A 22,886-nucleotide genomic window follows, 5' to 3' on the forward strand; every position below is an offset into this window, starting at 1 on the left:
ACTCAAGACTCTGATGTATCAAAACAAACTGCATAGGGGAAATTATGCGCTTACTTCACACCATGCTGCGCGTTGGCGACCTGCAACGTTCTATTGAGTTTTATACCAACGTGCTGGGCATGAAGCTGCTGCGTACCAGCGAAAACCCTGAGTACAAATACTCGCTGGCTTTCGTCGGCTACGGCGAAGAGAGCGATACCGCGGTTATCGAACTGACCTATAACTGGGGCGTAGATAGCTACGAGCTCGGTACCGCCTATGGCCACATTGCGCTGAGCGTCGATAACGCGGCGGAAGCCTGCGAACGTATTCGTCAGAACGGCGGCAATGTCACTCGCGAGGCAGGTCCGGTGAAAGGCGGCAGCACGGTTATCGCTTTTGTTGAAGATCCGGACGGCTACAAAATCGAGCTGATCGAAGAGAAAGATGCCGGAAAAGGTCTCGGCAACTAAGTTAATTCGGGCGCATTCGCGCCCGTCAGACTGCTGACAAAGAAGGAAAAAGCGTGGTTTTTCCTTCTTTGTGGTTATCAGCCGAAAATCAATAAATTGATTTTCCTTGTTATTTGTCCTAATGCAATCTGAATTCCCACTGATTGCATGACGTTTATCATCAATCTCATCGGGCGCGTTCGCCCCCGATGTTTTCTCCCTTCCTGCTGCAAGCCGCGGCAAAATTTGCCATAATGCGCGCTACTTTTTTCCAGCTAAGAGAATCTGATGTCCGAGAACGCTCAACTTAATGGTCTGTGCGGCCGTTTTCGCGGTTTTTACCCAGTGGTGATTGATGTTGAGACCGCCGGGTTTAATGCCAAAACCGACGCCCTGCTGGAGATCGCCGCTATTACGTTGAAGATGGATGAGCAGGGCTGGCTAATGCCGGACGAAACGCTGCATTTTCACGTGGCTCCCTTCGAAGGGGCCAACCTGCAGCCAGAAGCGCTGGCTTTCAATGGAATTAACCCAAACGATCCTGAACGCGGCGCGATAAGCGAATACGATGCGCTGCACGCTATTTTTAAGATGGTCCGCAAAGGGATGAAAGAGAGCGATTGCAGCCGGGCGATAATGGTGGCGCATAACGCGACTTTCGATCACAGCTTCACGATGGCCGCCGCCGAGCGCGCCGGGTTGAAACGCAATCCGTTCCACCCTTTCGTGACCTTCGATACCGCCGCGCTGAGCGGGCTGGCCTTAGGGCAAACCGTATTATCTAAAGCCTGCATCGCCGCAGGAATGGAGTTTGACGGCAGTAAGGCCCATTCCGCGTTGTACGATACCGAGCAAACCGCCCAGCTATTCTGCGAAATCGTCAACCGCTGGAAGCGCCTTGGCGGCTGGCCGCTAGCGCCGATCGAAGCATAAACCATAAAAAAAGCGACTTCCGGAGAAGTCGCTTTTTCTTTGCAGCGAAGAATTACTCTGCTTTCGGCTCGTCAGCGCTGTGCTTGGCAGCCGTTTCTTTAATCAGCTGCTGCAGTTCGCCGCGCTGATACATTTCGATGATGATGTCGCAACCGCCAACCAGTTCGCCGTCAACCCACAGCTGCGGGAAGGTCGGCCAGTTAGCGTATTTCGGTAGTTCAGCGCGAATATCCGGGTTCTGCAGGATGTCTACGTAGGCAAAACGTTCGCCGCAAGCGGAAAGCGCCTGCACTGCCTGAGCGGAGAAACCGCAGCTCGGCAGCTTCGGAGAGCCTTTCATGTACAGCAGAATTGGGTTTTCAGCGATTTGACGTTGGATCGTTTCTAAAGTGGTGCTCATTGTCGTGCTTCCTTAAACATCTTTACGGCAGTAATTTGTCATTGTAGCGTCCTGGACGCAGGACCGATAATAACATTTTTTTCACTCGCCACATTTTATCTTCTGTCGTCTGAAGTTGCCTTAAAAATATCACTTTGTAACGCCGCCGCGAGGCGAATTGCGCACTTTCTGTACGGGTCGGCGATTCTCTGACTTATTTTTTTGCAATCGTTAACCAAACGACATTTTAGATACAAAAGAGTATTAACTTTCTGGCTTTTTATGCTTTAGAATCATTCCGGTTTGTCATTCACCGTCAGGCATTGGTATATGTCTGTAATTTAATCAGGGGATTGCTCAGTGGCGCGGCTCAATAAAATCGCGATATCGCTCTGTGCATTACTGTTTACATCTATCTCGCTTACGCCATTGGCGCATGCTTCAGGGCATACGCACGCTTCGGCTACGCCGAAGGCGCATCCGGCGAAAGGCTCCACCGCCGAGCGTAAGAAGAAAGCGGCACAGAATAAATCTAAATCCACCGCTAAAACTACCCGTAAAAAAACCTCAAGCGCAAAGCACCCTACCCGTACTACCGCAGCAAGCCAAACCGCACTTAATCGTCAAGCCGCCGGCGCCAGCAAAAAATGCGTGTTGCGCAAAGGTTATAAAAAGCAGTGTGCGAAAACGGTAACCTCCAGCGAAGCAACGACGCTGGCGTTGAACAGCGTAAAAAGCAAATGCGTGGTGCGTAAAGGCTACAAAAAGCGCTGTAAACCTGTTGCCGATGAACCGAATCTGACGATTGCCGATGCGCACAAAGCCCGGGTGCAAAAAGCGCAAAGCACCGCGATGAATAAACTCATGGATCAGCTAGGCAAGCCTTACCGCTGGGGAGGCTCCTCTCCGCGCACCGGTTTTGACTGTAGCGGGCTGGTTTATTACGCCTATAAAGATCTGGTTAAAATTCATATTCCGCGCACCGCTAACGAAATGTATCACCTGCGCGATGCCCGCCCGGTTGACCGCGATGAACTGCAAAGCGGCGACCTGGTCTTCTTCCGCACCCGCGGACGCGGCACCGCCGACCACGTTGGCGTTTACGTTGGAAACGGAAAGTTTATCCAGTCGCCGCGTACCGGCCGTGACATCCAGATAACCTCTTTAAGCGAAGATTATTGGGTTCGCCACTACGTCGGCGCGCGCCGCGTGATGACGCCAAAAACCATTCGTTAAGAAACGCCGATCCCGGTTTGCCGCTGCGGCGGCATACCGTTCTGCTGTACATTCCCCTCCTCTTGCAGATTCAGCGGATACTGCATACGTTCCTCCAGTAGCGCTGGGTGACGGCGATAACTGGTCGGCGACATACCAAAATGACGACGGAAAGTACGGCAGAATGTCGCCTGGCCTTCAAACCCGAGCAGCAATGAGATACTCAGCGCCGAATCCTTCGTCTGTTTGAGAATGCCGGCGGCAATGGTCATTTTGCGTCGACTCACATACGTTCCCAGCGTATAACCGGTAATCAGCGCGAACTGACGCTGAAAGTACCAGTGCGAATAACCCGATTTTCGCGAGATCGCGGTAACGGGGAGCGCGGTAAAAATGTTGTCTTCGATCCATTCGATAATATCTATGACGATCGGAATGATATGTTCACTGACCATTTCATGTTTGTGCGCCATCTCTTTTCATCCATCAATTATGAGCTTTATGCTTGTTCAATAACGATTTCTTACTCCGAGGTCCGTTGCCTGCAGAGACAATTATATTTGTCATACAATTAAAATTAATCCTAATGATTATTGGGCATGAAAGTCATTCCCATTACGCATAATGCTCGCAAGCTAATGTTTTATAGCGATCTAAAAAGATAACAGGCGGTGAAGATACGAAGCGTTTTAGTCGTAGGCAGGCGCGTCGATGGGGAATTTGCGAATCACATCGCTCGCCATGCGCCAGACTGGCGAAGGCTTAATCAGTCGCGTTAGCAATGAATAACCTTTGTTGTTGTAAGTCTTTTAACTGACTTCAGCAAATGTTAACATTCTCAACACAATAACATGTAACACTCGCGACAGCGTTACACAGTAAATACTGTATTCAGGTGAATCTTCACCTAATTAATGTGAGAAAAAACAAAAAGTTATAAGGAGAGTAGCAATGTCGTTCGAATTACCTGCATTACCATATGCAAAAGACGCCCTGGCGCCGCACATTTCCGCTGAAACCCTGGAATACCATTACGGTAAGCATCACCAGGCCTACGTGACCAACCTCAACAACCTGATCAAAGGCACCGCTTTTGAAGGCAAATCTCTGGAAGAGATCGTTCGCTCTTCTGAAGGCGGCGTCTTCAATAACGCAGCGCAGGTCTGGAACCACACTTTCTACTGGAACTGCCTGGCGCCGAACGCCGGCGGTGAGCCGGAAGGCGAACTGGCCGCAGCGATTAACAAATCTTTCGGTAGCTTCGCTGATTTTAAAGCGAAATTCACCGATGCCGCGGCAAAAAACTTCGGCGCAGGCTGGACCTGGCTTGTTAAAAACGCAGACGGCAGCCTGGCTATCGTCTCCACCAGCAACGCCGGCACTCCGCTGACTACCGATGCGACGCCGCTGCTGACCGTTGATGTCTGGGAACACGCCTACTACATCGACTACCGCAATGCCCGTCCTAATTATCTGGAACACTTCTGGGCGCTGGTAAACTGGAAATTTGTTGCCGCTAACCTGGCAGCATAAAAACAAAACCGCAGCAGGGTTACCCCGCTGCGGTTTTTTCTTAGTGCGACTTAGTTATTCGCTAATGCTTCTTCTGGTTGAGAACGCCCGCCAAACAGCACCACCGCCAACGCCAGCCCGGCAATAATCGCCCCCATCACCGGCACAAAAGCATACCCGAGACCGCCGGATATCACCGCGCCGCCCGCCGCCGCGCCCAACGCGTTACCGAGGTTGAAAGCGCCAATATTCACCGATGATGACAGACCCGGCGCTTCGTGCGCCACGCGCATTACCCGCATCTGCAGCGGCGGAACCACCGCGAAGGTTGCCGCGCCCCACACGACCATGCTGACGGCAGCACCCAGTTGCGATTGCGCCAGCAGCGGAATAGCCAACATGATGGCAATCAACAACAACAGGAATCCTTTCAAAGTGCCGGAGACTGAACGGTCGGCAAACTTACCGCCCAGATAGTTGCCAAGCGAGAAACCGACGCCGATTAATACCAACATGGCGGTAACAAACAGCGGTGAAGCGTTGGTGATGGTATGCAGTACCGGAGAAATGTAGGTATACAGCGTGAACATTGCCCCGGCGCCCAGCACGGTGGTCAACAGCGCAGAGAGTACCTGAGGCCGCATTAATACCGACAGCTCGCGCTTCACGTTCGGACGCTCGCCGGCGCTACCTTTCGGCAGGGAGAACCACAGGCTTACCATCGCAATTAACCCCAGACCCGCCGTGGCCAGGAACGACATTCGCCAGCCGATGGTTTCACCAAGCCAGGTGGCAGCCGGTACGCCGCCGATATTGGCAATGGTCAGCCCCATAAACATGGTCGCGACCGCGCTGGCCTGTTTGTGTTTTGGCACCACGCTTGCGGCAACGACCGAGCCAAGGCCAAAGAACGCGCCATGATTGAGGCTGGTGATAATGCGCGACAGCAGTAGCGTCGTGTAATCCGGCGCAATAGAAGAGAGCACGTTGCCGAGGGTGAAGATCCCCATCAGGAAGATCAATGCATTGCGGCGAGCGCGATGCGACAGCAGTAACGTCATTAACGGCGCGCCGACCATCACGCCAATGGCATAGGCGCTAATCAGCATCCCCGCGGCCGGAATAGAAACATCTACGCCTTTGGCGATAACCGGCAGTAATCCCATCGGGGAAAACTCGGTGGTACCGATACCAAAGGCACCGATCGCCAACGCGAGTAAGGGAAAGTTGATTTTCATTCAGAGACTCCATCAGGCCGATTCAGGACACGGCATTACATCAGAAGCCAAAAGCATGACATCAATCACAGAAAAACAGAAGTAAACGAAATGACAAAAGATTTTTGCAGATCTGCTAATAATGGCGGGATGGGAGGGGAAGCCCCCTCCCTGCTGGAATCAGTGCAGTACCGCGGTCAACGCGGCGGCGACGATCAGACCCAGAACAATAACCGTCGTTGTCAGCGAAAACTTTAAATTTGTGTCCATCAATTTTCTCCCCTGATTATCCCCACATAGAAAGTGAGCTTGCTCATTTTTGCACAAAAATATGCAAAAATCTTCCCGGATTTAGAGTGATGCACATTTTTGCTCTTCCCCTTTGCCGCGAGATAGGACAAAATCCCACGCTAATTTGAAAGCGTATCGGCCATTGACCCCTTCCTGTCGTTCTGTGTCGTTTTCCCAGGTGTTGCAATGTTGATCATTGTATACAGGGTGTGTATAGGCAAACGTTTACGTATCGATAATCAGACGATCAGGTCAAGGTCTGGAGTGAGAAGTAATGGCAACTATTAAAGATGTAGCGAAACGCGCAAACGTTTCCACTACAACTGTATCACATGTGATTAACAAAACCCGTTTCGTGGCGGAAGAGACGCGCAATGCGGTGTGGGCGGCAATTAAAGAACTCCACTATTCGCCAAGCGCCGTGGCTCGCAGCCTGAAAGTCAATCACACTAAATCGATCGGTCTGCTGGCCACCAGCAGCGAAGCGGCCTATTTCGCTGAAATTATCGAATCCGTAGAAAAAAGCTGCTTCCAGAAAGGCTATACCCTGATTCTGGGCAACGCCTGGAACGATCCGGAAAAACAGCGCGCCTACTTGTCTATGATGGCGCAAAAGCGCGTTGACGGCCTGCTGGTGATGTGTTCCGAGTACCCGGAGTCCGTACTCAGTATGCTCGAAGAGTATCGTCATATCCCGATGGTGGTGATGGACTGGGGCGAAGCCAAAGCGGACTTTACCGACTCGGTTATCGATAATGCCTTTGAAGGCGGCTATATCGCTGGCCGTTACCTGATTGAACGCGGCCACCGCGAAATTGGCGTTATTCCGGGCCCGCTTGAGCGTAACACCGGTGCCGGACGCCTGGCAGGCTTCATGCAGGCGATGAAAGAAGCGCATATCAATGTGCCGGAAAACTGGATTGTTCAGGGCGACTTTGAACCGGAATCCGGCTACCGCGCCATGCAGCAGATCCTCAATCAGCAGCACCGCCCAACCGCCGTGTTCTGCGGCGGCGACATCATGGCGATGGGCGCTATCTGCGCCGCCGACGAAATGGGCCTGCGCGTACCGCAGGACATTTCGCTGATCGGTTATGATAACGTGCGTAACGCCCGCTACTTCAGCCCGGCGCTGACCACTATACATCAGCCAAAGGACTCGCTCGGGGAAGCGGCATTCAATATGCTGCTCGATCGCATTGTTAATAAACGTGAAGAGTCGCAGTCCATCGAGGTACATCCGCGTCTTATCGAGCGCCGCTCGGTTGCCGACGGCCCGTTCGTCGATTATCGCCGCTAACGCCCTCCCCCCGGCGCCGGTTATTCCGGCGCCCGCAACCACTCCCGATTCAACGTTTCGCTATCGCCAAGATAGTCAAGCAGCCAGCTCAAAGCGGGTGAGACATCGCTTTGTTGCCAGGTCAGGCAGCAGGCGGCATCCGGGAATGGGTTTTCCAGCGTTAAGGCCGTCCACTCCCCGCTATCAATATGCGGGCGGGCAAAGTGGCCTGGCACCATCCCGACGCACAATCCTGCCGAAAGACAGGTGGCTGAAGATTCCCAATCCGGCACCACCACCCGCTTCTGGTTATCCAGCAGCCAGGTTGTGCGCTTCGGCAGCGAGCGTGAGGTATCTTCGCGCACCAGTGACGGCCAGTTGCGCAACACGTCATCGCTGAGCGGCCCTTCCATCTGCGCCAGCGGATGGCTGCTGGCGACGACACAATGCCAGTTAAGCATCCCCATATCGCGGAAAGCGTAACGCCCGCCCACCGGAATCGAACGCGTCGCGCCAATAGCTAATTCTACCCGCCCATCGGCTAACGCATCCCAGACGCCGTTGAAAACTTCCTGAAAAACGATCAGTTCGACATCGCTAAAATGGCGATAAAAATCAACAATCATCTGGCGCATCCGCGCCGGTTTAACGATATCGTCCACCGCAATCGACAGCTGGCCACGCCAGCCGTTAGCAATCTGCTGGCACTGCTGGCGGGTGATCTGCATTTTTTTGATAACAGAACGTCCTTCCTGCAAAAACCAGTGCCCGGCGGGGGTCAATTCAACATCACGATGGCGACGTTCAAAAAGCGGAACCGCAAGCCACTCCTCCAGTTGTCGTACCGTGTAGCTCACCGCCGAAGGTACGCGGTGCAACTCCTGCGCCGCGGCGCTGAAACTCCCGTTACGCGCCACAGCATCAACCACTTCTAAGGAATATTCAGACCACATATTCTGCCTGCAAAATTTTTGAATGCATGTGACAAATAATAGCGTTTCACAAGGCGGATTACACTCCCTACACTCTGCGGCATCGTACCTGCATCAGTAGAAAGAGAACGTTATGCAACAACCTGGGAAAGGATTTTTAGTGTGGCTGGGCGGCCTGAGCGTGCTTGGCTTTCTGGCCACCGACATGTATCTACCGGCCTTTGCCGCCATTCAGCAAGACCTCAACACCTCTGCCGCATCGGTTAGCGCCAGCCTGAGCTTATTCCTCGCGGGCTTCGCGATCGGCCAGCTGTTCTGGGGGCCGCTATCGGACCGCTATGGTCGGAAACCGATTCTGCTCGCCGGGCTGGCTATCTTCGCTCTTGGCTGCCTTGGGATGTTGTGGGTACGCGATGCGACGCTGATGCTGGTACTGCGTTTTGTCCAGGCGATTGGCGTATGCGCCGCCGCGGTGACCTGGCAGGCGATGGTGACCGACTACTATCCGGCCCAGCGCACCAACCGCATTTTCGCGACGATCATGCCGCTGGTCGGGCTCTCTCCGGCGCTGGCGCCGTTACTCGGCAGCTGGCTGTTAGTCCATCTGGAATGGCAGGCTATCTTCGCCACCCTGTTCGCTATCACCATACTGTTGATGCTACCGGCTTTTCGTCTGAAGGCGGTCGTCAAATCTGCTGGCGAAACCCAGCAGAAAATTACCTTTATGTCCCTGCTGCGTTCACGTGAATATAGCGGTAACGTGCTCATTTATGCGGCGTGTTCCGCCAGCTTCTTCGCCTGGCTCACCGGTTCGCCATTTATCCTCCATGAAATGGGCTATGGTCCGACGGTAATTGGTCTTAGCTACGTGCCGCAAACTATCGCCTTCCTGATCGGCGGTTACGGCTGCCGCGCGGCGCTGCAAAAATGGCAGGGTCATCAGATGCTGCCCTGGCTGCTGGTTGTTTTTGCGCTGAGCGTAGCCGCGACCTGGCTTGCCGGAATACAGGATCATCCGTCGCTGGTTGCGTTAATGGTTCCGTTTTGCATCATGGCGATTGTGAATGGCGGCATTTACCCTATCGTTGTCGCCCAGGCGCTGAAACCTTTTCCACAGGCGACCGGCCGCGCCGCCGCCCTGCAGAATACGCTGCAGCTTGGCCTGTGCTTCCTGGCAAGCCTGCTGGTCTCAAGCCTTATCGCCACTCCGCTTCTGACCACCACCAGCGTGATGCTGATTTCCATCGTCCTGGCAGGCATCGGTTTCTGGATGCAGCAACGACGCGTACAGTTAGTGAGTGAATCATCTCACGCTTGATGAATTTTTAAAGGATATCCCGGACCAGTCATTAGCCTGCTAATATATTTTTATTGAAAGGCGGTTTTTAGCGGCCTATACTGGATCCGGCATCACATAAATAGAAAGTTTTTTAGATATTAACGGGGGCAGGACGCAGCCCGTTTAACCATGGAAGGCCTTTCGGCAAGGGTTATCTCCCTTCCTCTGTTCTACGTCGGATAGCACCCTCACGATTTTTTCGTGAGATTTCTCACAAAGCCAAAAAAGCGTCTACGCTGTTTTAAGGTTCTGATCACTTGGGCGTGATGGAGAAGCTATGAGTTCATCGTGTATAGAAGAAGTAAGTGTACCAAACGATGATTGGTACCGGATTGCAGCTGAATTATTGGGCCGTGCCGGAATTGAAATCAATGGTTCCGCACCCTCCGATATCCGGGTAAAAAACCCGCTCTTTTTTAAACGCGTGTTACAGGAAGGGTCTCTCGGATTAGGCGAAAGCTATATGGACGGCTGGTGGGAATGCGAACGCCTGGATATATTCTTTCACAAGGTATTGCGCGCCGGGCTGGATAAGCAACTCCCCCGCCACTTCAAAGATACGCTTCGTATCGCTGGCGCTCGTCTGTTCAATCTGCAAAGCAAAAAACGCGCCTGGATTGTTGGTAAAGAACACTACGATTTAGGCAACGACCTTTTCCACCGCATGCTCGATCCCTATATGCAATATTCCTGCGGATACTGGAAAGAGGCCGAAAATCTGGAGCAGGCGCAGCAGGATAAATTAGATCTTATTTGTCGCAAACTGCAGCTTGAGCCGGGAATGAAAGTGCTGGATATCGGTTGCGGTTGGGGTGGGTTGGCCTATTACATGGCCAAAAACTATAACGTCAGCGTGACGGGCGTGACCATTTCGGCTGAACAACAAAAAATGGCGCAAGAGCGTTGCGCGGGATTAGATGTCAATATTCTGCTGCAGGACTATCGCGATCTCCACGAAAGTTTTGACCGCATCGTCTCCGTCGGGATGTTCGAGCACGTAGGGCCTAAAAATTACGCCACTTATTTTGAAGTTGTCGATCGTAATTTAAAACCAAACGGTCGTTTTCTGCTGCACACCATTGGCTCAAAAATTACCGATCACAACGTCGATCCGTGGATTAATAAATATATATTCCCTAATGGTTGCCTGCCGTCGGTACGCCATATCGCCGATGCCAGCGAGAAGCATTTTGTGATGGAAGATTGGCATAACTTTGGCGCCGATTATGACACCACCTTGATGGCCTGGTACGAGCGTTTCCTTGCCAGTTGGCCGGATATTGCCGATAACTATTCGGACCGTTTCAAACGCATGTTTACCTATTATCTGAATGCCTGCGCGGGTGCTTTCCGCGCCCGCGACATTCAGCTCTGGCAAGTCGTCTTCTCGCGCGGTGTTGAACATGGCCTGCGCGTAGCCCGCTAGACTCGCTAAAAAAAGCCCCCGTAGAAATGTATTTCTGCGGGGGCTTTTTTATTATTCTTCCGCGCTTTTTTGCGCCGCTTCTTTTGCCGCCAGCACGCGTTCCACGGTATCCACCACCGCCTGAGTTTGCGGATCGATTTCGATATTTACTTTATCGCCGAGTTTTTTCACCCCAAGCGTGGTGCGCTGCAGCGTTTCCGGAATAAGATGCACGCAGAAACGAGTCGGGGTCACCTCGCCAACCGTCAGGCTAATACCGTCCACGCCAATGAACCCTTTATACAGGATATATTTCATCAGCGCCGGGTCCTGTACCTTAAACCAAATCTGGCGATTGTTTTCCGAGGTGAGGATTTTAACGACTTCGGCGGTGGTCATAATATGGCCGGACATCAAATGGCCGCCGATTTCATCACTGAATTTCGCCGCTCGCTCAACGTTGACCATATCGCCTTCATGGATAGCGCCAAGGTTGGTGATCCGCAGCGTCTCTTTCATCAAATCAAAGCTGATTCGCGGGCCGTCAATTTCGGTAACGGTCAGGCAACAGCCATTGTGCGCCACCGAAGCACCGGTCTCCAGGCCGTCGAGCATATGCGCCGGCAGCTCCACCACGTGGGTGCGGAAATTCGGTTTCTCATCGATGGACACCACTTTCGCAGTCCCCTGTACAATACCAGTAAACATACTTTGCTCCTGTTGAGAATCGTGACGGTATCATTACCGTTATATATACGCGGAACAATAACAGTTGGCCAAACAGGTTGCCAGCGCGCATCGTGCCCCCACCATTTTTTCACTGGCTTAATGGCTAATCCTCGCTACAATAGACTGGAAATTCCTCCTGTTTTTTCTTCTTGCTGCCATTTAAGGCGGCTTTTTTAGTCTCAAAATAACAACAATATAAAGGTGTTCACGTGCAGAAGTACTTTATAGAAGCGCGTCAGTTATTAGCATTGGCTATCCCGGTCATTCTGGCGCAGGTCGCCCAGACGGCGATGGGTTTTGTCGATACGGTGATGGCCGGCGGCTATAGCGCAACCGATATGGCCGCCGTGGCTATCGGCACCTCGATCTGGCTACCTGCCATCCTGTTTGGCCACGGTCTGCTGCTGGCGCTAACGCCGGTTATCGCCCAACTCAATGGCTCCGGCCGCCGCGATCGTATCGCCCAGCAGGTACGCCAGGGCTTTTGGCTGGCGGGCTTTGTCTCCGTACTGGTGATGGTGGTGCTGTGGAACGCAGGCTATATCATTAGCTCGATGCACAACATCGACCCACAGCTTGCCGACAAAGCGGTGGGGTATCTGCGTGCGCTGCTGTGGGGAGCGCCGGGATATCTGTTTTTCCAGGTTGCGCGTAACCAGTGCGAAGGGCTGGCAAAAACCAAACCCGGAATGGTGATGGGTTTTATCGGCCTGCTGGTCAACATTCCTGTGAACTACATTTTTATCTATGGTCATTTCGGCATGCCGGAGCTTGGCGGTATCGGCTGCGGGGTCGCGACCGCCTCGGTCTACTGGGTCATGTTTGCCAGCATGCTGACCTGGGTACGCCGCGCGCGCTCAATGCGCGATATCCGCTGCGCTGAGCGTTTCAGTAAACCTGATTTTTCGGTATTAAAACGGCTGGTACAGCTGGGGTTGCCAATCGCGCTGGCGCTGTTTTTTGAAGTCACGCTGTTCGCAGTTGTGGCGCTGCTGGTTTCGCCATTGGGAATTATCGATGTCGCAGGGCATCAAATCGCGCTCAACTTCAGTTCGCTGATGTTCGTTCTTCCGCTCTCGCTGGCGGCGGCGGTGACCATTCGCGTTGGCTTTCGTCTCGGCCAGGGCTCGACGCTGGATGCCCAGACCTCCGCGCGTACCGGCGTCGGCGTGGGCGTCTGCATGGCAATGATCACCGCGATTTTCACGATCCTGATGCGTAAGCAGATTGCCCTGCTGTACAACGATAACCCTGAGGTGGTGCTACTGGCCTCACAGCTGATGCTGCTGGCGGCGATTTATCAGATTTCCGACTCCATTCAGGTGATCGGCAGCGGTATTCTGCGCGGTTATAAAGATACGCGGTCGATCTTCTTTATTACCTTCACCGCTTACTGGGTACTGGGGCTGCCAAGCGGTTATCTGCTGGCGCTGACCGATATTGTGGTGCCGCGGATGGGGCCTGCGGGCTTCTGGTGCGGCTTTATCATCGGCCTGACCTCCGCTGCCATCATGATGATGCTGCGCATGCGCTTCCTGCAGCGTCAGCCGTCCAGCATTATCCTGCAGCGCGCAGCGCGCTAACCAAAAATGCTAAATAAAAGGGCAAGCCGTTGACGCGGTTTGCCCTTTTTTTGGCGTTAAATAATAAATCGACTTAAAAATAGCGCTACTTCGCAAGCCATTTGCGCTGCGGCGGCTCATAGCGGTGGAATGCGGTCAAAATCTCCTGCACATCATCGCTAAAAGTCAGCATCTCAGCATAGCGGCGGTGCATAAACCCTTCGGCGGCCATTTTTTCCGCCATCGCCTGCAGCGGATTGTAATAGCCGTTCACATTCAGAAAAGCACAGGGTTTTTCATGAATACCGAGCTGCGCCCAGGTCCACTGTTCAAAAATTTCTTCCAGCGTTCCGGCTCCGCCCGGCATGGCAATGAAGCCGTCCGCCAGCAGCGACATTTTGTTTTTACGCTCATGCATATTCTCAACGACATGCAGCTCGCTTAATCCGCTATGCGCAATTTCGCGCTCCACCAGCCCGCGCGGCATCACGCCAATGACCCGCCCGCCGTGTTCTAATGCCGCGTCTGCCACGGCGCCCATGAGTCCCACTTTGCCGCCGCCATACACGAGCTCCACCCCGGCTTGCGCCAGCGCCTTGCCAACCTGTTGCGCGTAAACCTGATAAATCGGGTTTTCCCCGGTAGAAGAACCACAAAAAATGCCAATTGCTTTCATTACCGCGCTCCGTCGTTTATTTGCCGCACACTCTAGCATAAAGTCGGTGAGCGTCTCCCCTGCCAATCCGGGCAGAAAAACGCAACGAAGCGGGATATTGCTGAAGAAATATCCTTTATCATCAGTAAAATATGTGCGACATGGATAAAAGTTCTGCAAACGCGTCTATTCTGCAAGAAAAGTGACGTTTGCCTCTTGCCACATGGCCTCCCTGCCGTTAATATGCGTCCCCGTTGTCACCACAACATTGCGTTCATAGCTCAGTTGGTTAGAGCACCACCTTGACATGGTGGGGGTCGTTGGTTCGAGTCCAATTGAACGCACCATTTGCGTTTATAGCTCAGTTGGTTAGAGCACCACCTTGACATGGTGGGGGTCGTTGGTTCGAGTCCAATTAAACGCACCATTTGCGTCCGTAGCTCAGTTGGTTAGAGCACCACCTTGACATGGTGGGGGTCGGTGGTTCGAGTCCACTCGGACGCACCATTTCAATCATTATTGATTTGGTGCGCACTCCTCTTTTTTCCCCTTGCTTTTATCTACAACGCCATCAATCGCTGTACCTGAATACTCTCCAGTTTACCGTCCAGTATCGCCAGAAAATCATCATGATAGGGCATCGCAACGTGCTGTTTCAGATCGTCTTCCGAACGCCAACGCTCAATAAACACAAATGAGATCTTTCCTTGTTGGGAAAGCTGCCTGACATCAGGGATCTCCCGGCTTTCGTGCAGGTCGTATTGCAGGCACCCTGCTTCTCTGTGCGTCGGCGGCACCATGGCTAATGCCGCATTTCTGATGGTATCGATATATTCAGGATAAGGGGTCAGCGTGGCAACAATTTTGACTTCACTCATAAGGCTTCCTCTGGCTCACCGCGTTCCCCTGGATACTATCTCTATCCAGGGAGTGAATTATTGAGCGTAGTGGTGAAGCCAGAATTACGCCAGAGTCCGCGTCAGCGCCCTTTCTCATACACCGTCATGGTAAAGACGACGGGCAACTGGCTAACATTACAATATTCATGCGGCGCATCAGTACGCGCTACCGCAGAACATCCCTCTGCCACCTGATATTGGTCATTATTCACCGTCAGGGTGAGCTGCCCCTCGGTCACGTATAGCAGTTCGTAGGTGTCGGCCGGGTGCCCCGGCGAACGGAACGATTCGCCAGGCAGCATCCGCCACTGCCAGAGCTCAAGCATATCCGGTCCGCTGGTGCCGGCCAGCAGTCTGGCGCTGCCGCCCTGCTCGCCGCGCCATAATATCGGAATTGCGTCACGGTCGATAAGATGGACCATCGGTTCACTGGCGACGTTGACAAACTCCGCCACCGACACCCCCATCGCCGCAGCGATTTTGCACAACATCGCGATACTGGGATTCGCCCGACACCCTTCGATATCCACCAACATCCCTTTACTGACGCCTGCGCGACGGGAAAGCTCGTCGAGAGAGATCTTCTTTTCGCGTCGAAACTGCTTAATACGCCGCGATACCGCCTCATTAATGCGGCTTAGATCGTTGCTATTATCGGTCGTTATATTGACTTTGTCGTTCATCGGTCGATATTATGCTCTAAATCAGTCGTTACAGGATTATGCAATGTCTCACCCATTACCGTCAATTAGCCCACAGTTAGCCGCGATCGCCCCGGGGTTTCGGGCGCTGAGTATTACCGTCAACGCTGCGCCGCTACGTGATGCTTCTATCGGTGAAGCCGCGCTGGCCACAGCCTGTCAGGCGGTATTAGCCGGACAGCCCGCCTGGGCGGAAGATCATCTCGCGGCCTGGTCTACGGTATTCAAAGCGTTTGGCGCTAAGCCAAAACGCACGCCCTGCTCCGCGGAGGCGTTGCGTAAACGCGTACTGCGCGAGGGCGCCATGCCGGCAATTGACCCGGTCGTTGACCTCTACAATGCCGTCAGCCTGCGGTATGCCGTTCCGGTCGGGGGGGAGAACATCGCCGCCTATTGCGGCGCGCCGCGTCTGGTTATCGCCGACGGTTCTGAGCTTTTTGATACGATGAAGGAAGGCTTAGCCGCCGTTGAATCAGCGGAGCCGGGAGAAGTCATTTGGCGTGACGATCGCGGCGTTACCTGCCGCCGCTGGAACTGGCGACAGGGAGTTCGCACCCGTCTGAGCGCTCGCGACCCGCAGATGTGGTTTATTCTGGAAAGCCTGCCGGAAATGCCGTTCGAAGCGCTGCATGAGGCCGGGCGGATGCTTACCGAGGGACTGGAGCAGATGATGCCCGGCCTGAGTCACCAGTCCACGTTAATCAGTCTGTAAAGGCAGGCACAGGAGCAGGCGATGTCACTATTTTTAACCAGTTTTATCTTCCAGAAGAAAGAGTACGACGACGACTTTTATCAACTGGACGGCGTAATCGAACGCTACACCCGGTCGCTAGAAGGGTTTATCGGGATGGAGAGCTATCATGATGCCGCCAGCGGCAGAATCATCAATAATTACTACTGGCGTGACCGACAGTCTATGGAAATGATGATGAACCATCTGCAACACCAGCAGGCTAAAGCGCAGGGGCAACGCTGGATTGCCGGTTATCAAACCATCGTTGCCGAGATTGAGGGCAGCCATAATATGAACCTGCCCCATCCACTTGCGGAGTATCCACTACGCTATCAACCGCAACACCAGGAATAGACCGGCAAATACCGTTTCGGTTTATTCGGCCTGTTTCTGGCGAGTGACATAACGCCTCTTCCAGGCTTTCTTGCTACGACAGCAGGCGGTGGCTTTTGCCCAAGGCCGCAGCAATTGGGTATCTTGTAGTTCCTGCACCGCCGGGCTTTCACTCCAACGCGTCACTACTAAGGGGGATAGCGTGGTCATTACCATAGCGTTCTCCTTCAGGCGTTAACCATTCCGTAGTAAATTCAACAACTTCAGATAGAGAGTAGCACGCTTTACGGCAAGTTCCTTCAACATTTGTGTGGCTTTGTAAAGCCGCCACCCTATCAGCCCGCCCTATCATCCCCGCCTCCGTTTCAGATAAACATTCGCCGCCAATATTGATCATAAATTTTGAATGAAATACGCAAATTGTTTCGATTTTAAACAACCGGCATTGGTTCTATTCTTATCACATCGGAGCAACAGTGCTCCTCCCCAAACAAAAAATTTAAGGAATATGACCATGAAATCCATCAAAACTTTTGCTGCTGTTACCGTTCTGTCCCTGATGTCATTCGGTGCTTTCGCGCAGAGCGTGACGGCAACCGCTTCGACCCTCGACCGTGCGGAAGCGAAAATTGCCGCGCAGGCTGCAGAGCAAGGCGCGTCTTATAAAATCACCAGCGCCCAGTTCAATAACCGCGTCTATATGACTGCCGAACTGAGCAAATAATAGTGCGAGCATGGCGCGTCAGACATTCTCTCTGGCGCGCCGCGCTGCTTTTTAGCGTAGACAATGTTGTTGTCCCCTCCGTCGTTCACCTCTTCCAACCATTAATGAGATGTACTCTCCGCCAATGATTCAACCGGCTGGAAGAGACCGCAGCCATTAAACGCCTTTTCCATCCTGCTGCTGCTCAATAACCACTTGTTCCAGCACCACCGAGGCCTTATCCGCTATCCCAGCGCTGACTTTTGTCGCCAACACGTTAATAAATCCGCGCAGCTGCTGCGCCGTCAGGCCGTTGTGCAGGCTAATCGCGTAATGGCTCTTCAGCTGGCTTTCCACGCCGGATAGCGCTGCCAGCATTGAGATCGTCGCCAGCTCGCGCGTCGACCAATCCAGAACGTCACGCTGGAAAATATCGCCAAACAGATGTGCCTTCAGATAGCAGTCAATGGCCGGCGCAAAATCAAATAGCGGTCCGCTGACCGTTTGCCCTACCAGTTGTGTCTGATTACGGCTACCGGCCTGCAGGCTATCCCAGTTCTCCGGTAACGGGGTCGCTGTCGCCCCCTCGTTATCAATAACGCCTCGCGCCTGGCGCTCGGTTATCACCCTCATCAGGCAGGAGAGCGCATTCAGGCTCCGCGGAAAGCCGCAGTAGGCATACAACTGCACCAGCGTCTCTTTTAATTCATTTATTGTCAGGCCGATATCAAGCGCGGTCTCCAGCGCCGGGGCCAATGCCGCAATATTGCCTTCAGCGGCCAGGGCGCCAACCGGGATCAGCGCCTGTTGGCGCGCGTTCAATGGGTTTTGCATCGTTTGTTCTCCAAGCGGAAAGTATCGACAGGAGAAGAGGATTATAGAAACTTGGCAGGGCGTTGATTAGCCAGGTGTTAACGAACAGACCTATGAGATGGGCTCATGAATTATCTATTACGATGCTCAGGGCTTCCTTGCCCTGGGGGATATTATTCGAAGTAGACTTCCGGGTTTTCCGACAATGAAACGAAGGTTTTGGTGTCTTTATCCAGCGCGCGAATATCGCCGCTTTCGATATCATAGAACCAGCCGTGCAGACGCAGGGTTTTGTCACGCAGGCCAACCGCGACCGATGGATGCGTTTTAATGTTGTTCAACTGGGCAATGACGTTTTCCTGCACCATACCGTTCACTTTATCGGTTTCACTGGCCCAGGTTTTCTTCTCAACCACCGCTTTCGCCGCGTCGGAGTAGCGCAACCAGTGGGAAACGGCAGGCATTGGTTCCAGACATTGGCAGGTGGCGATGGCTTTCATCGCGCCGCAGTTGGAGTGACCGCAGATAACAATATCCGTCACGCCAAGGGCGACAACGGCATATTCAATGGTGGCAGACACGCCGCCCGGCTCCGGTCCAAATGAGGGCACAATATTACCGGCATTACGAATAACGAACAGCTGCCCAGGTTCCTGCTGGGTAACCAGTTCCGGAACCAGGCGGCTATCGGAACAAGAGATGAACAACGCTTTAGGATTCTGGCTCGACGCCAGGCTGCGGAAGAGCTCTTTGCGTTGCGGGAAAATCTCTTTCTGGAAGTTGAGGAAGCCCTCAATGATATGTTGCATAGCAGTGTCTCTTTTCTCTGTAGTAATTACGATATGACAAAGATCACATTTAGTTAGTGTATCACCGAAGCGCAGAATGGGAATCGTTATTGGTAATAGCTGCACAATAAGCACCCAACCTCTCCTTTGGGTGCTTACCTCTGTGGGTCTACATCAAGAACTTCACCGCTTGTTGCAAGGTGGTCCCCATCCCCCACAGCAAGGGTATGCCGACCGCCAGCCAGCTTAGCGTCAGCAGCAGCGGCGCGGGCGTCGGTTCCCAGCTCAGCTGCGCGTCTTTATTGATAGTATACAGGCCCCTCGCCTGCTGCTGTTGCTCCGCGGTCATGGCATATTTCTGCGAAATCGGCCGAACCAGCTGATTACAAATAAAGCCGATGATAAGCAACCCGGTCAACGCCAGCAGCGTGATGTCATATATTCTCGCGGGTTCCACGCCTTGCGCCAGCTGGTATTCACGCAAATAGTTGACCAGCACCGGGCCGCTGATCCCCGCCGCCGACCAGGCAGTCAGCAGACGGCCATGGATCGCGCCAACCATTTGTGAGCCAAATACATCGGCGAGATATGCCGGGATGGTCGCGAACCCGCCGCCGTACATAGAGATAATCACGCAAAGCGCACAGACAAAAAACGCCACGTAGCCGCCGTGGTTAATGAGCGGCAGCGTGCCGTAAAGTAGGGTTCCCAGAAAGAAGATCAGCGCGAAGGTGACCTTCCTACCGCACATATCGGAAACAGAAGCCCAGAAAAAGCGCCCCAGAATATTAAACAGGCTGAGCAGGCCGGTAAATCCCGCCGCCATCGTCGCGATACGCTTCAGCTGTTCTGTATTAAGTTCCTGCCAGCCCAGATCCAGCGATAGTAACTTACCGGCAAAAATCTCCTGCAGCATCGGCGAGGCCATGCCGAGAATGCCGATCCCGGCGGTAACGTTAAGCCACAGCACCAGCCACAGCAGCCAGAACTGCGGAGTGCGCCACGCGACGCTGACGTGAACCTGAATGGTTGGCTGTTTGCCGATGACTTGCTGCGCTTTCGCGCCGCGCGGATGCCAGCCCATCGGTGGCAGGCGATAGCCGAATGTCCCACAGAGCATAAACAGCGCATAAATCACCGCCAGCGCCAGAATGCTTTGCCATACCCCACTTTCCTGACCATCGGCGAAAAAATTAATCAGCCAATTCGCCAGCGGCGCCCCCACCAGCGCCCCGCCGCCGAAGCCCATGATCGCCATTCCCGCGGCCATCCCCCGCTTATCGGGAAACCAGCGCAACAGCGTTGAGACCGGCGAAATATAGCCAAGCCCCAGGCCAATGCCGCCAATCACCCCGGCGCCCAACCACAGTAGCCACAGCTGATGAAAATAGATTGCCGCGCTCGCCAGCAGCAGGCCGCCACACCAGCAAAGGGTTGCAACGAAACTCACCAGACGCGGGCCAACCTTCTCCAGCCAGCTCCCCCAGAGCGCCGCGGAGCAGCCGAGAAAAACGAAGAACAGCGTATAGGTCCAGCCAAGCAGGGAAATTTTCCAGTCGCACTGGCGGGTAACCAGTTGCTGCCAGAATGACATATCGACCGGACACTGCAGCGGCGCGCTGCCGCCGATCAGTTGCGACATTGGCAGCCAGTAGATTGAAAAGCCGTAGGCCATACCAATGCACAAATGCACCGCCAGCGCCGCCGGTGGGACCAACCAGCGGTTAAATCCAGGTTTAGCAATAATGCGGGGCTTAGCAAAAAAACGACTCAACGATGAAACGGGCGGAGTCACGAGATTCTCATTTATCTGCACCATGTTCCTGTCCTTATCATGTTTGTTTGCCGGCTATCGCAGCAGCCGATGGCAAACGGTAAAGGCAAGAACAATGCCACCTGCTGAAAAAACGAACAGAAAATGGTGACTGAAGCGAGCAAGCAGAACAGTTAAGCCATGAGGGAGGAGTTGAAAGCTGTAAAAAAAAGAGAAAATCATCGGTAGTGATTTTCTCTTTTCCGGGTATTCGGCGCGTGATGCATGCCAGATCAATAACGATCGGCGATTTTGATAAACATTGCTCTCAGAGTGATACGGGTTATCAAACCCCGACCAGTTCATATTTTTTGATTTTACGATATAGCGTCGCAATGCCGATCCCGAGTTCATCGGCGGCCTGCTTTTTATTGCTATAACGCGTCAAAGCATCGCGGATCATCTGCTTTTCCATCTCCTCCAGCGCCGTTCCCCCCTCTTCTTCTTTCGCAACGCTGGCTGGCGCCGCCCCGGTGCTTTCACGCTCGTTGACTTTGCCGCTGCTGATAAGATTTGGCGGCAACAGCGACAGATCGATCACCTCACCGGAGGGAACCACGTTAACCAGGTACTCCATCAGGTTACTCAGCTCGCGAATATTGCCTGGCCAACGGTAGTTCTTCAGTAAGGCGATAACTTCCGGGGACACGCCGGGATAGACCAGCTCCAGCCGCCGGGTGTGCAGGTGCAGGAAATAGTGAATCAGCAGTTCGATATCATCCTGACGCTCGCGCAGCGGCGGCAGGCGCAGTGGGATGACATTAAGCCGATAGAACAAATCCTCGCGGAATTTGCCTTCGGCAATGAACTGCTCAAGATTCTGGTTAGTGGCCGAAATAATGCGGATATCGACCGGCACCGGATGGCTCGCCCCCACCGGCTGAATTTCGCGCGATTCAATCGCCCGCAGCAGCTTAGCCTGCAGGGTTAACGGCATGTCGCCGATTTCATCGAGAAACAGCGTGCCGTGATTAGCTGCCTGAATCAACCCGGTCTTGCCGTTTGCCGACGCCCCGGTAAATGCGCCTTTGACGTAACCAAAGAGCTCGCTCTCCAGTAGCTGCTCGGGGATGGCCGCGCAGTTGATGGCGATGAAAGGCTTTGCCTGTCTGTCGCTGAGCTTATGCACCGCGCGAGCGACCACCTCTTTGCCGGTTCCACTTTCGCCGACGATCATTACGCTCGACGGGCTTGGCGCCACACGGGTAATCAGTTTTTTCAGCTGACGCATTGGCCGACATTCGCCAACCATCTGTTCAATCTGCGGGCCATCCTGCGGCGGCGCCAGATCGGCCGACGAATGCGACTGATGGAAGGCCATTAAGAACAGCCATTGATCCTGAATAGCGTGCAGCTGGCCGATAATCAGCTCTTTCTTATCATCAAAAGAAATGACGTGCTGAACGTGGCCGCGAATAAAATTTTGCGCAAAAGTCAGCGGACGAAAATGAATAGTTTTACCAATCATACTACCGTGATTCGCGCCAAGGATTTTCATTGCCGCCTGATTGGCAAATTTAACTTTTTGATCCTGGCTAACCACCAGCACGCCCTGATCCATGTTTTCAATCATGGTGGAAAACATTTTGAGCATATTGTCTCCCCCACCCTGGTCTTCTAACAGGCGAGAGACAAATATTGAAGAAACGTGTCGTACATAATCTGAGAACTCGTGGAGGTTGTCATTAATGCGCTCCTGCTGCTCGCGAGTTAGGGCGACCAGGCTAATAACCCCGACACACTGTTCCTGATAAATGACCGGAGTGCCCAGAAATGCCTTCTCTTTACAGTTCTCTTTATTGGTACACCCCTTACACAAGGGGTCAAAACGCGAATGAGTCACGACTTTTTCTTTTTTTGTTTCTATTATGTAACGTAAAAGTCGCGAATCTGTGTTTAATTTTCGCCCCAGGAATTTACCGTAGGCGCCGGTACCGGCGACGCGGCACAGCGTATTGTCGACAATCTCGACCTCGAGTTGTAACACGCTGGAGAGCATGCGGGCAAAACGTTGAATCGTTGGCTGAATCTGCATTAAAACGGATAGAGAATTGGAGGGAATCATAATTGACCTTTTAATATCAGTAGCCGAAAGAGAAAAGCTGAAGATCGACTCTTTTTATTCTGCGTTTATCATACTACCGCTGCGCAACTTGAAAAAAGGTGCCAACCCTGCGCTTTTTTACGGCTTAAAGAAAATATGGAAGAGGTATCACATTTTCCT

General features: G+C 53.2%; 25 protein-coding genes and 3 tRNA genes. 14 read left to right on the top strand and 14 right to left on the bottom strand.

The features are described from left to right. The first annotated feature begins 44 nt into the window (after window positions 1-44). On the top strand, window positions 45-452 hold the full coding sequence (gloA, locus tag ABLV66_RS13790; protein ID WP_045373539.1) for a lactoylglutathione lyase: 408 nt from the start codon (window positions 45-47) through the stop codon (window positions 450-452). 267 nt (window positions 453-719) lie between these two features. Continuing rightward, window positions 720-1,364, top strand: coding sequence for a ribonuclease T (rnt, locus tag ABLV66_RS13795; protein WP_045392483.1), 645 nt, complete (start codon window positions 720-722; stop codon window positions 1,362-1,364). Window positions 1,365-1,416: 52 nt separating this feature from the next. On the opposite strand, the gene ABLV66_RS13800 is transcribed toward rnt, so the two are convergent. Continuing rightward, window positions 1,417-1,764 carry a Grx4 family monothiol glutaredoxin gene (locus tag ABLV66_RS13800; RefSeq protein WP_045392486.1) on the bottom strand — a complete coding sequence of 116 codons (348 nt, stop codon included), beginning with the start codon at window positions 1,762-1,764 and terminating at the stop codon, window positions 1,417-1,419. A gap of 339 nt (window positions 1,765-2,103) precedes the next feature. Here ABLV66_RS13800 and ABLV66_RS13805 point away from each other — a divergent pair, with 339 nt between their 5' ends. Next, window positions 2,104-2,979: a C40 family peptidase gene (locus tag ABLV66_RS13805; RefSeq protein WP_047077701.1), complete on the top strand. Its 876-nt coding sequence runs from the start codon at window positions 2,104-2,106 to the stop codon at window positions 2,977-2,979. Here the strand turns inward: ABLV66_RS13805 and ABLV66_RS13810 are convergent. Beyond that, complete coding sequence (locus tag ABLV66_RS13810; protein WP_047077700.1) at window positions 2,976-3,431, bottom strand: helix-turn-helix domain-containing protein; 456 nt, start codon at window positions 3,429-3,431, stop codon at window positions 2,976-2,978. The two genes, ABLV66_RS13805 and ABLV66_RS13810, sit on opposite strands and share 4 nt — an antisense overlap. A 478-nt stretch (window positions 3,432-3,909) precedes the next feature. Here ABLV66_RS13810 and sodB point away from each other — a divergent pair, with 478 nt between their 5' ends. Beyond that, window positions 3,910-4,491: a superoxide dismutase [Fe] gene (gene sodB / locus ABLV66_RS13815; RefSeq protein WP_015366881.1), complete on the top strand. Its 582-nt coding sequence runs from the start codon at window positions 3,910-3,912 to the stop codon at window positions 4,489-4,491. 50 nt (window positions 4,492-4,541) lie between these two features. Here sodB and ABLV66_RS13820 read toward each other — a convergent pair whose 3' ends face one another. Together ABLV66_RS13820 and cydH are read right to left on the bottom strand one after the other, a co-directional pair. After that, window positions 4,542-5,708, bottom strand: a complete 1,167-nt coding sequence (locus ABLV66_RS13820) for an MFS transporter (RefSeq protein ID WP_015366882.1) — start codon at window positions 5,706-5,708, stop codon at window positions 4,542-4,544. Window positions 5,709-5,867: 159 nt separating this feature from the next. Then, complete coding sequence (gene cydH, locus ABLV66_RS13825) at window positions 5,868-5,957, bottom strand: cytochrome bd-I oxidase subunit CydH (protein ID WP_032705726.1); 90 nt, start codon at window positions 5,955-5,957, stop codon at window positions 5,868-5,870. A gap of 295 nt (window positions 5,958-6,252) precedes the next feature. Here cydH and purR point away from each other — a divergent pair, with 295 nt between their 5' ends. Next, on the top strand, window positions 6,253-7,278 hold the full coding sequence (gene purR / locus ABLV66_RS13830; RefSeq protein ID WP_015366884.1) for an HTH-type transcriptional repressor PurR: 1,026 nt from the start codon (window positions 6,253-6,255) through the stop codon (window positions 7,276-7,278). Window positions 7,279-7,298: 20 nt separating this feature from the next. Here the strand turns inward: purR and punR are convergent, their stop codons facing one another. Beyond that, on the bottom strand, window positions 7,299-8,210 hold the full coding sequence (gene punR / locus ABLV66_RS13835; protein ID WP_348877167.1) for a DNA-binding transcriptional activator PunR: 912 nt from the start codon (window positions 8,208-8,210) through the stop codon (window positions 7,299-7,301). Between the two features lie 112 nt (window positions 8,211-8,322). On the opposite strand from punR, the gene punC reads away from it, so the two are divergent. Together punC and cfa are read left to right on the top strand one after the other, a co-directional pair. Then, the gene (punC, locus tag ABLV66_RS13840; RefSeq protein WP_348877166.1) at window positions 8,323-9,507 is read left to right on the top strand and encodes a purine nucleoside transporter PunC; all 1,185 of its coding nucleotides are present in this window, start codon (window positions 8,323-8,325) and stop codon (window positions 9,505-9,507) included. 298 nt (window positions 9,508-9,805) lie between these two features. Then, the gene (gene cfa / locus ABLV66_RS13845) at window positions 9,806-10,954 is read left to right on the top strand and encodes a cyclopropane fatty acyl phospholipid synthase (RefSeq protein ID WP_045392498.1); all 1,149 of its coding nucleotides are present in this window, start codon (window positions 9,806-9,808) and stop codon (window positions 10,952-10,954) included. A 51-nt stretch (window positions 10,955-11,005) separates the two neighbouring features. Here the strand turns inward: cfa and ABLV66_RS13850 are convergent, their stop codons facing one another. Continuing rightward, window positions 11,006-11,641 (bottom strand): riboflavin synthase, encoded by a 636-nt coding sequence (locus ABLV66_RS13850; RefSeq protein ID WP_015366888.1) that lies wholly within the window; start codon window positions 11,639-11,641, stop codon window positions 11,006-11,008. Window positions 11,642-11,871: 230 nt separating this feature from the next. Here ABLV66_RS13850 and mdtK point away from each other — a divergent pair, with 230 nt between their 5' ends. Continuing rightward, window positions 11,872-13,245, top strand: coding sequence for an MdtK family multidrug efflux MATE transporter (gene mdtK, locus ABLV66_RS13855; RefSeq protein ID WP_047064934.1), 1,374 nt, complete (start codon window positions 11,872-11,874; stop codon window positions 13,243-13,245). Window positions 13,246-13,330: 85 nt separating this feature from the next. On the opposite strand, the gene ABLV66_RS13860 is transcribed toward mdtK, so the two are convergent. Then, entirely contained in the window at window positions 13,331-13,900 is a 570-nt protein-coding gene (locus tag ABLV66_RS13860; protein WP_045392504.1) for an LOG family protein, read from the bottom strand. Between the two features lie 249 nt (window positions 13,901-14,149). Here ABLV66_RS13860 and ABLV66_RS13865 point away from each other — a divergent pair. The 3 genes from ABLV66_RS13865 (at window position 14,150) to ABLV66_RS13875 (ending at window position 14,386) form a co-directional block, all read left to right on the top strand. Beyond that, a tRNA-Val gene (locus tag ABLV66_RS13865) sits at window positions 14,150-14,226 on the top strand. A gap of 3 nt (window positions 14,227-14,229) precedes the next feature. Further along, window positions 14,230-14,306 (top strand) — tRNA-Val (locus tag ABLV66_RS13870). A 3-nt stretch (window positions 14,307-14,309) separates the two neighbouring features. Next, window positions 14,310-14,386: transfer RNA gene (locus tag ABLV66_RS13875), tRNA-Val, on the top strand. 53 nt (window positions 14,387-14,439) lie between these two features. Here the strand turns inward: ABLV66_RS13875 and ABLV66_RS13880 are convergent. Continuing rightward, a complete protein-coding gene (locus ABLV66_RS13880) occupies window positions 14,440-14,757 on the bottom strand; it encodes a putative quinol monooxygenase (RefSeq protein ID WP_045392507.1) in 318 nt (105 codons plus the stop codon). Window positions 14,758-14,858: 101 nt separating this feature from the next. Next, a complete protein-coding gene (locus ABLV66_RS13885) occupies window positions 14,859-15,461 on the bottom strand; it encodes a cupin domain-containing protein (RefSeq protein WP_348877165.1) in 603 nt (200 codons plus the stop codon). A 43-nt stretch (window positions 15,462-15,504) separates the two neighbouring features. Here ABLV66_RS13885 and ABLV66_RS13890 point away from each other — a divergent pair, with 43 nt between their 5' ends. After that, on the top strand, window positions 15,505-16,191 hold the full coding sequence (locus ABLV66_RS13890) for a B3/B4 domain-containing protein (protein WP_348877164.1): 687 nt from the start codon (window positions 15,505-15,507) through the stop codon (window positions 16,189-16,191). 21 nt (window positions 16,192-16,212) lie between these two features. Continuing rightward, entirely contained in the window at window positions 16,213-16,566 is a 354-nt protein-coding gene (locus tag ABLV66_RS13895; protein WP_045392516.1) for an antibiotic biosynthesis monooxygenase family protein, read from the top strand. 21 nt (window positions 16,567-16,587) lie between these two features. Here the strand turns inward: ABLV66_RS13895 and ABLV66_RS13900 are convergent, their stop codons facing one another. Continuing rightward, window positions 16,588-16,761 (bottom strand): hypothetical protein, encoded by a 174-nt coding sequence (locus ABLV66_RS13900; protein ID WP_165430646.1) that lies wholly within the window; start codon window positions 16,759-16,761, stop codon window positions 16,588-16,590. Between the two features lie 298 nt (window positions 16,762-17,059). On the opposite strand from ABLV66_RS13900, the gene ABLV66_RS13905 reads away from it, so the two are divergent. Further along, the gene (locus tag ABLV66_RS13905; protein ID WP_015366896.1) at window positions 17,060-17,269 is read left to right on the top strand and encodes a YdgH/BhsA/McbA-like domain containing protein; all 210 of its coding nucleotides are present in this window, start codon (window positions 17,060-17,062) and stop codon (window positions 17,267-17,269) included. Window positions 17,270-17,425: 156 nt separating this feature from the next. On the opposite strand, the gene ABLV66_RS13910 is transcribed toward ABLV66_RS13905, so the two are convergent. The 4 genes from ABLV66_RS13910 to ABLV66_RS13925 all read right to left on the bottom strand — a co-directional run bounded on the left by ABLV66_RS13910 (window position 17,426) and on the right by ABLV66_RS13925 (window position 22,727). Beyond that, the gene (locus ABLV66_RS13910; protein ID WP_045392519.1) at window positions 17,426-18,082 is read right to left on the bottom strand and encodes a carboxymuconolactone decarboxylase family protein; all 657 of its coding nucleotides are present in this window, start codon (window positions 18,080-18,082) and stop codon (window positions 17,426-17,428) included. A gap of 152 nt (window positions 18,083-18,234) precedes the next feature. After that, window positions 18,235-18,870, bottom strand: a complete 636-nt coding sequence (locus ABLV66_RS13915; RefSeq protein WP_015366898.1) for a carbonic anhydrase — start codon at window positions 18,868-18,870, stop codon at window positions 18,235-18,237. Window positions 18,871-19,018: 148 nt separating this feature from the next. After that, window positions 19,019-20,668, bottom strand: coding sequence for an OFA family MFS transporter (locus ABLV66_RS13920; RefSeq protein ID WP_348877163.1), 1,650 nt, complete (start codon window positions 20,666-20,668; stop codon window positions 19,019-19,021). Window positions 20,669-20,948: 280 nt separating this feature from the next. Further along, window positions 20,949-22,727, bottom strand: coding sequence for a sigma-54 interaction domain-containing protein (locus tag ABLV66_RS13925; RefSeq protein WP_047042759.1), 1,779 nt, complete (start codon window positions 22,725-22,727; stop codon window positions 20,949-20,951). Window positions 22,728-22,886: the final 159 nt, after the last annotated feature.

The organism is Klebsiella sp. CN_Kp073, assembly GCF_040065495.2.
GTDB classification, from domain to species: Bacteria; Pseudomonadota; Gammaproteobacteria; order Enterobacterales; family Enterobacteriaceae; genus Klebsiella; species Klebsiella aerogenes.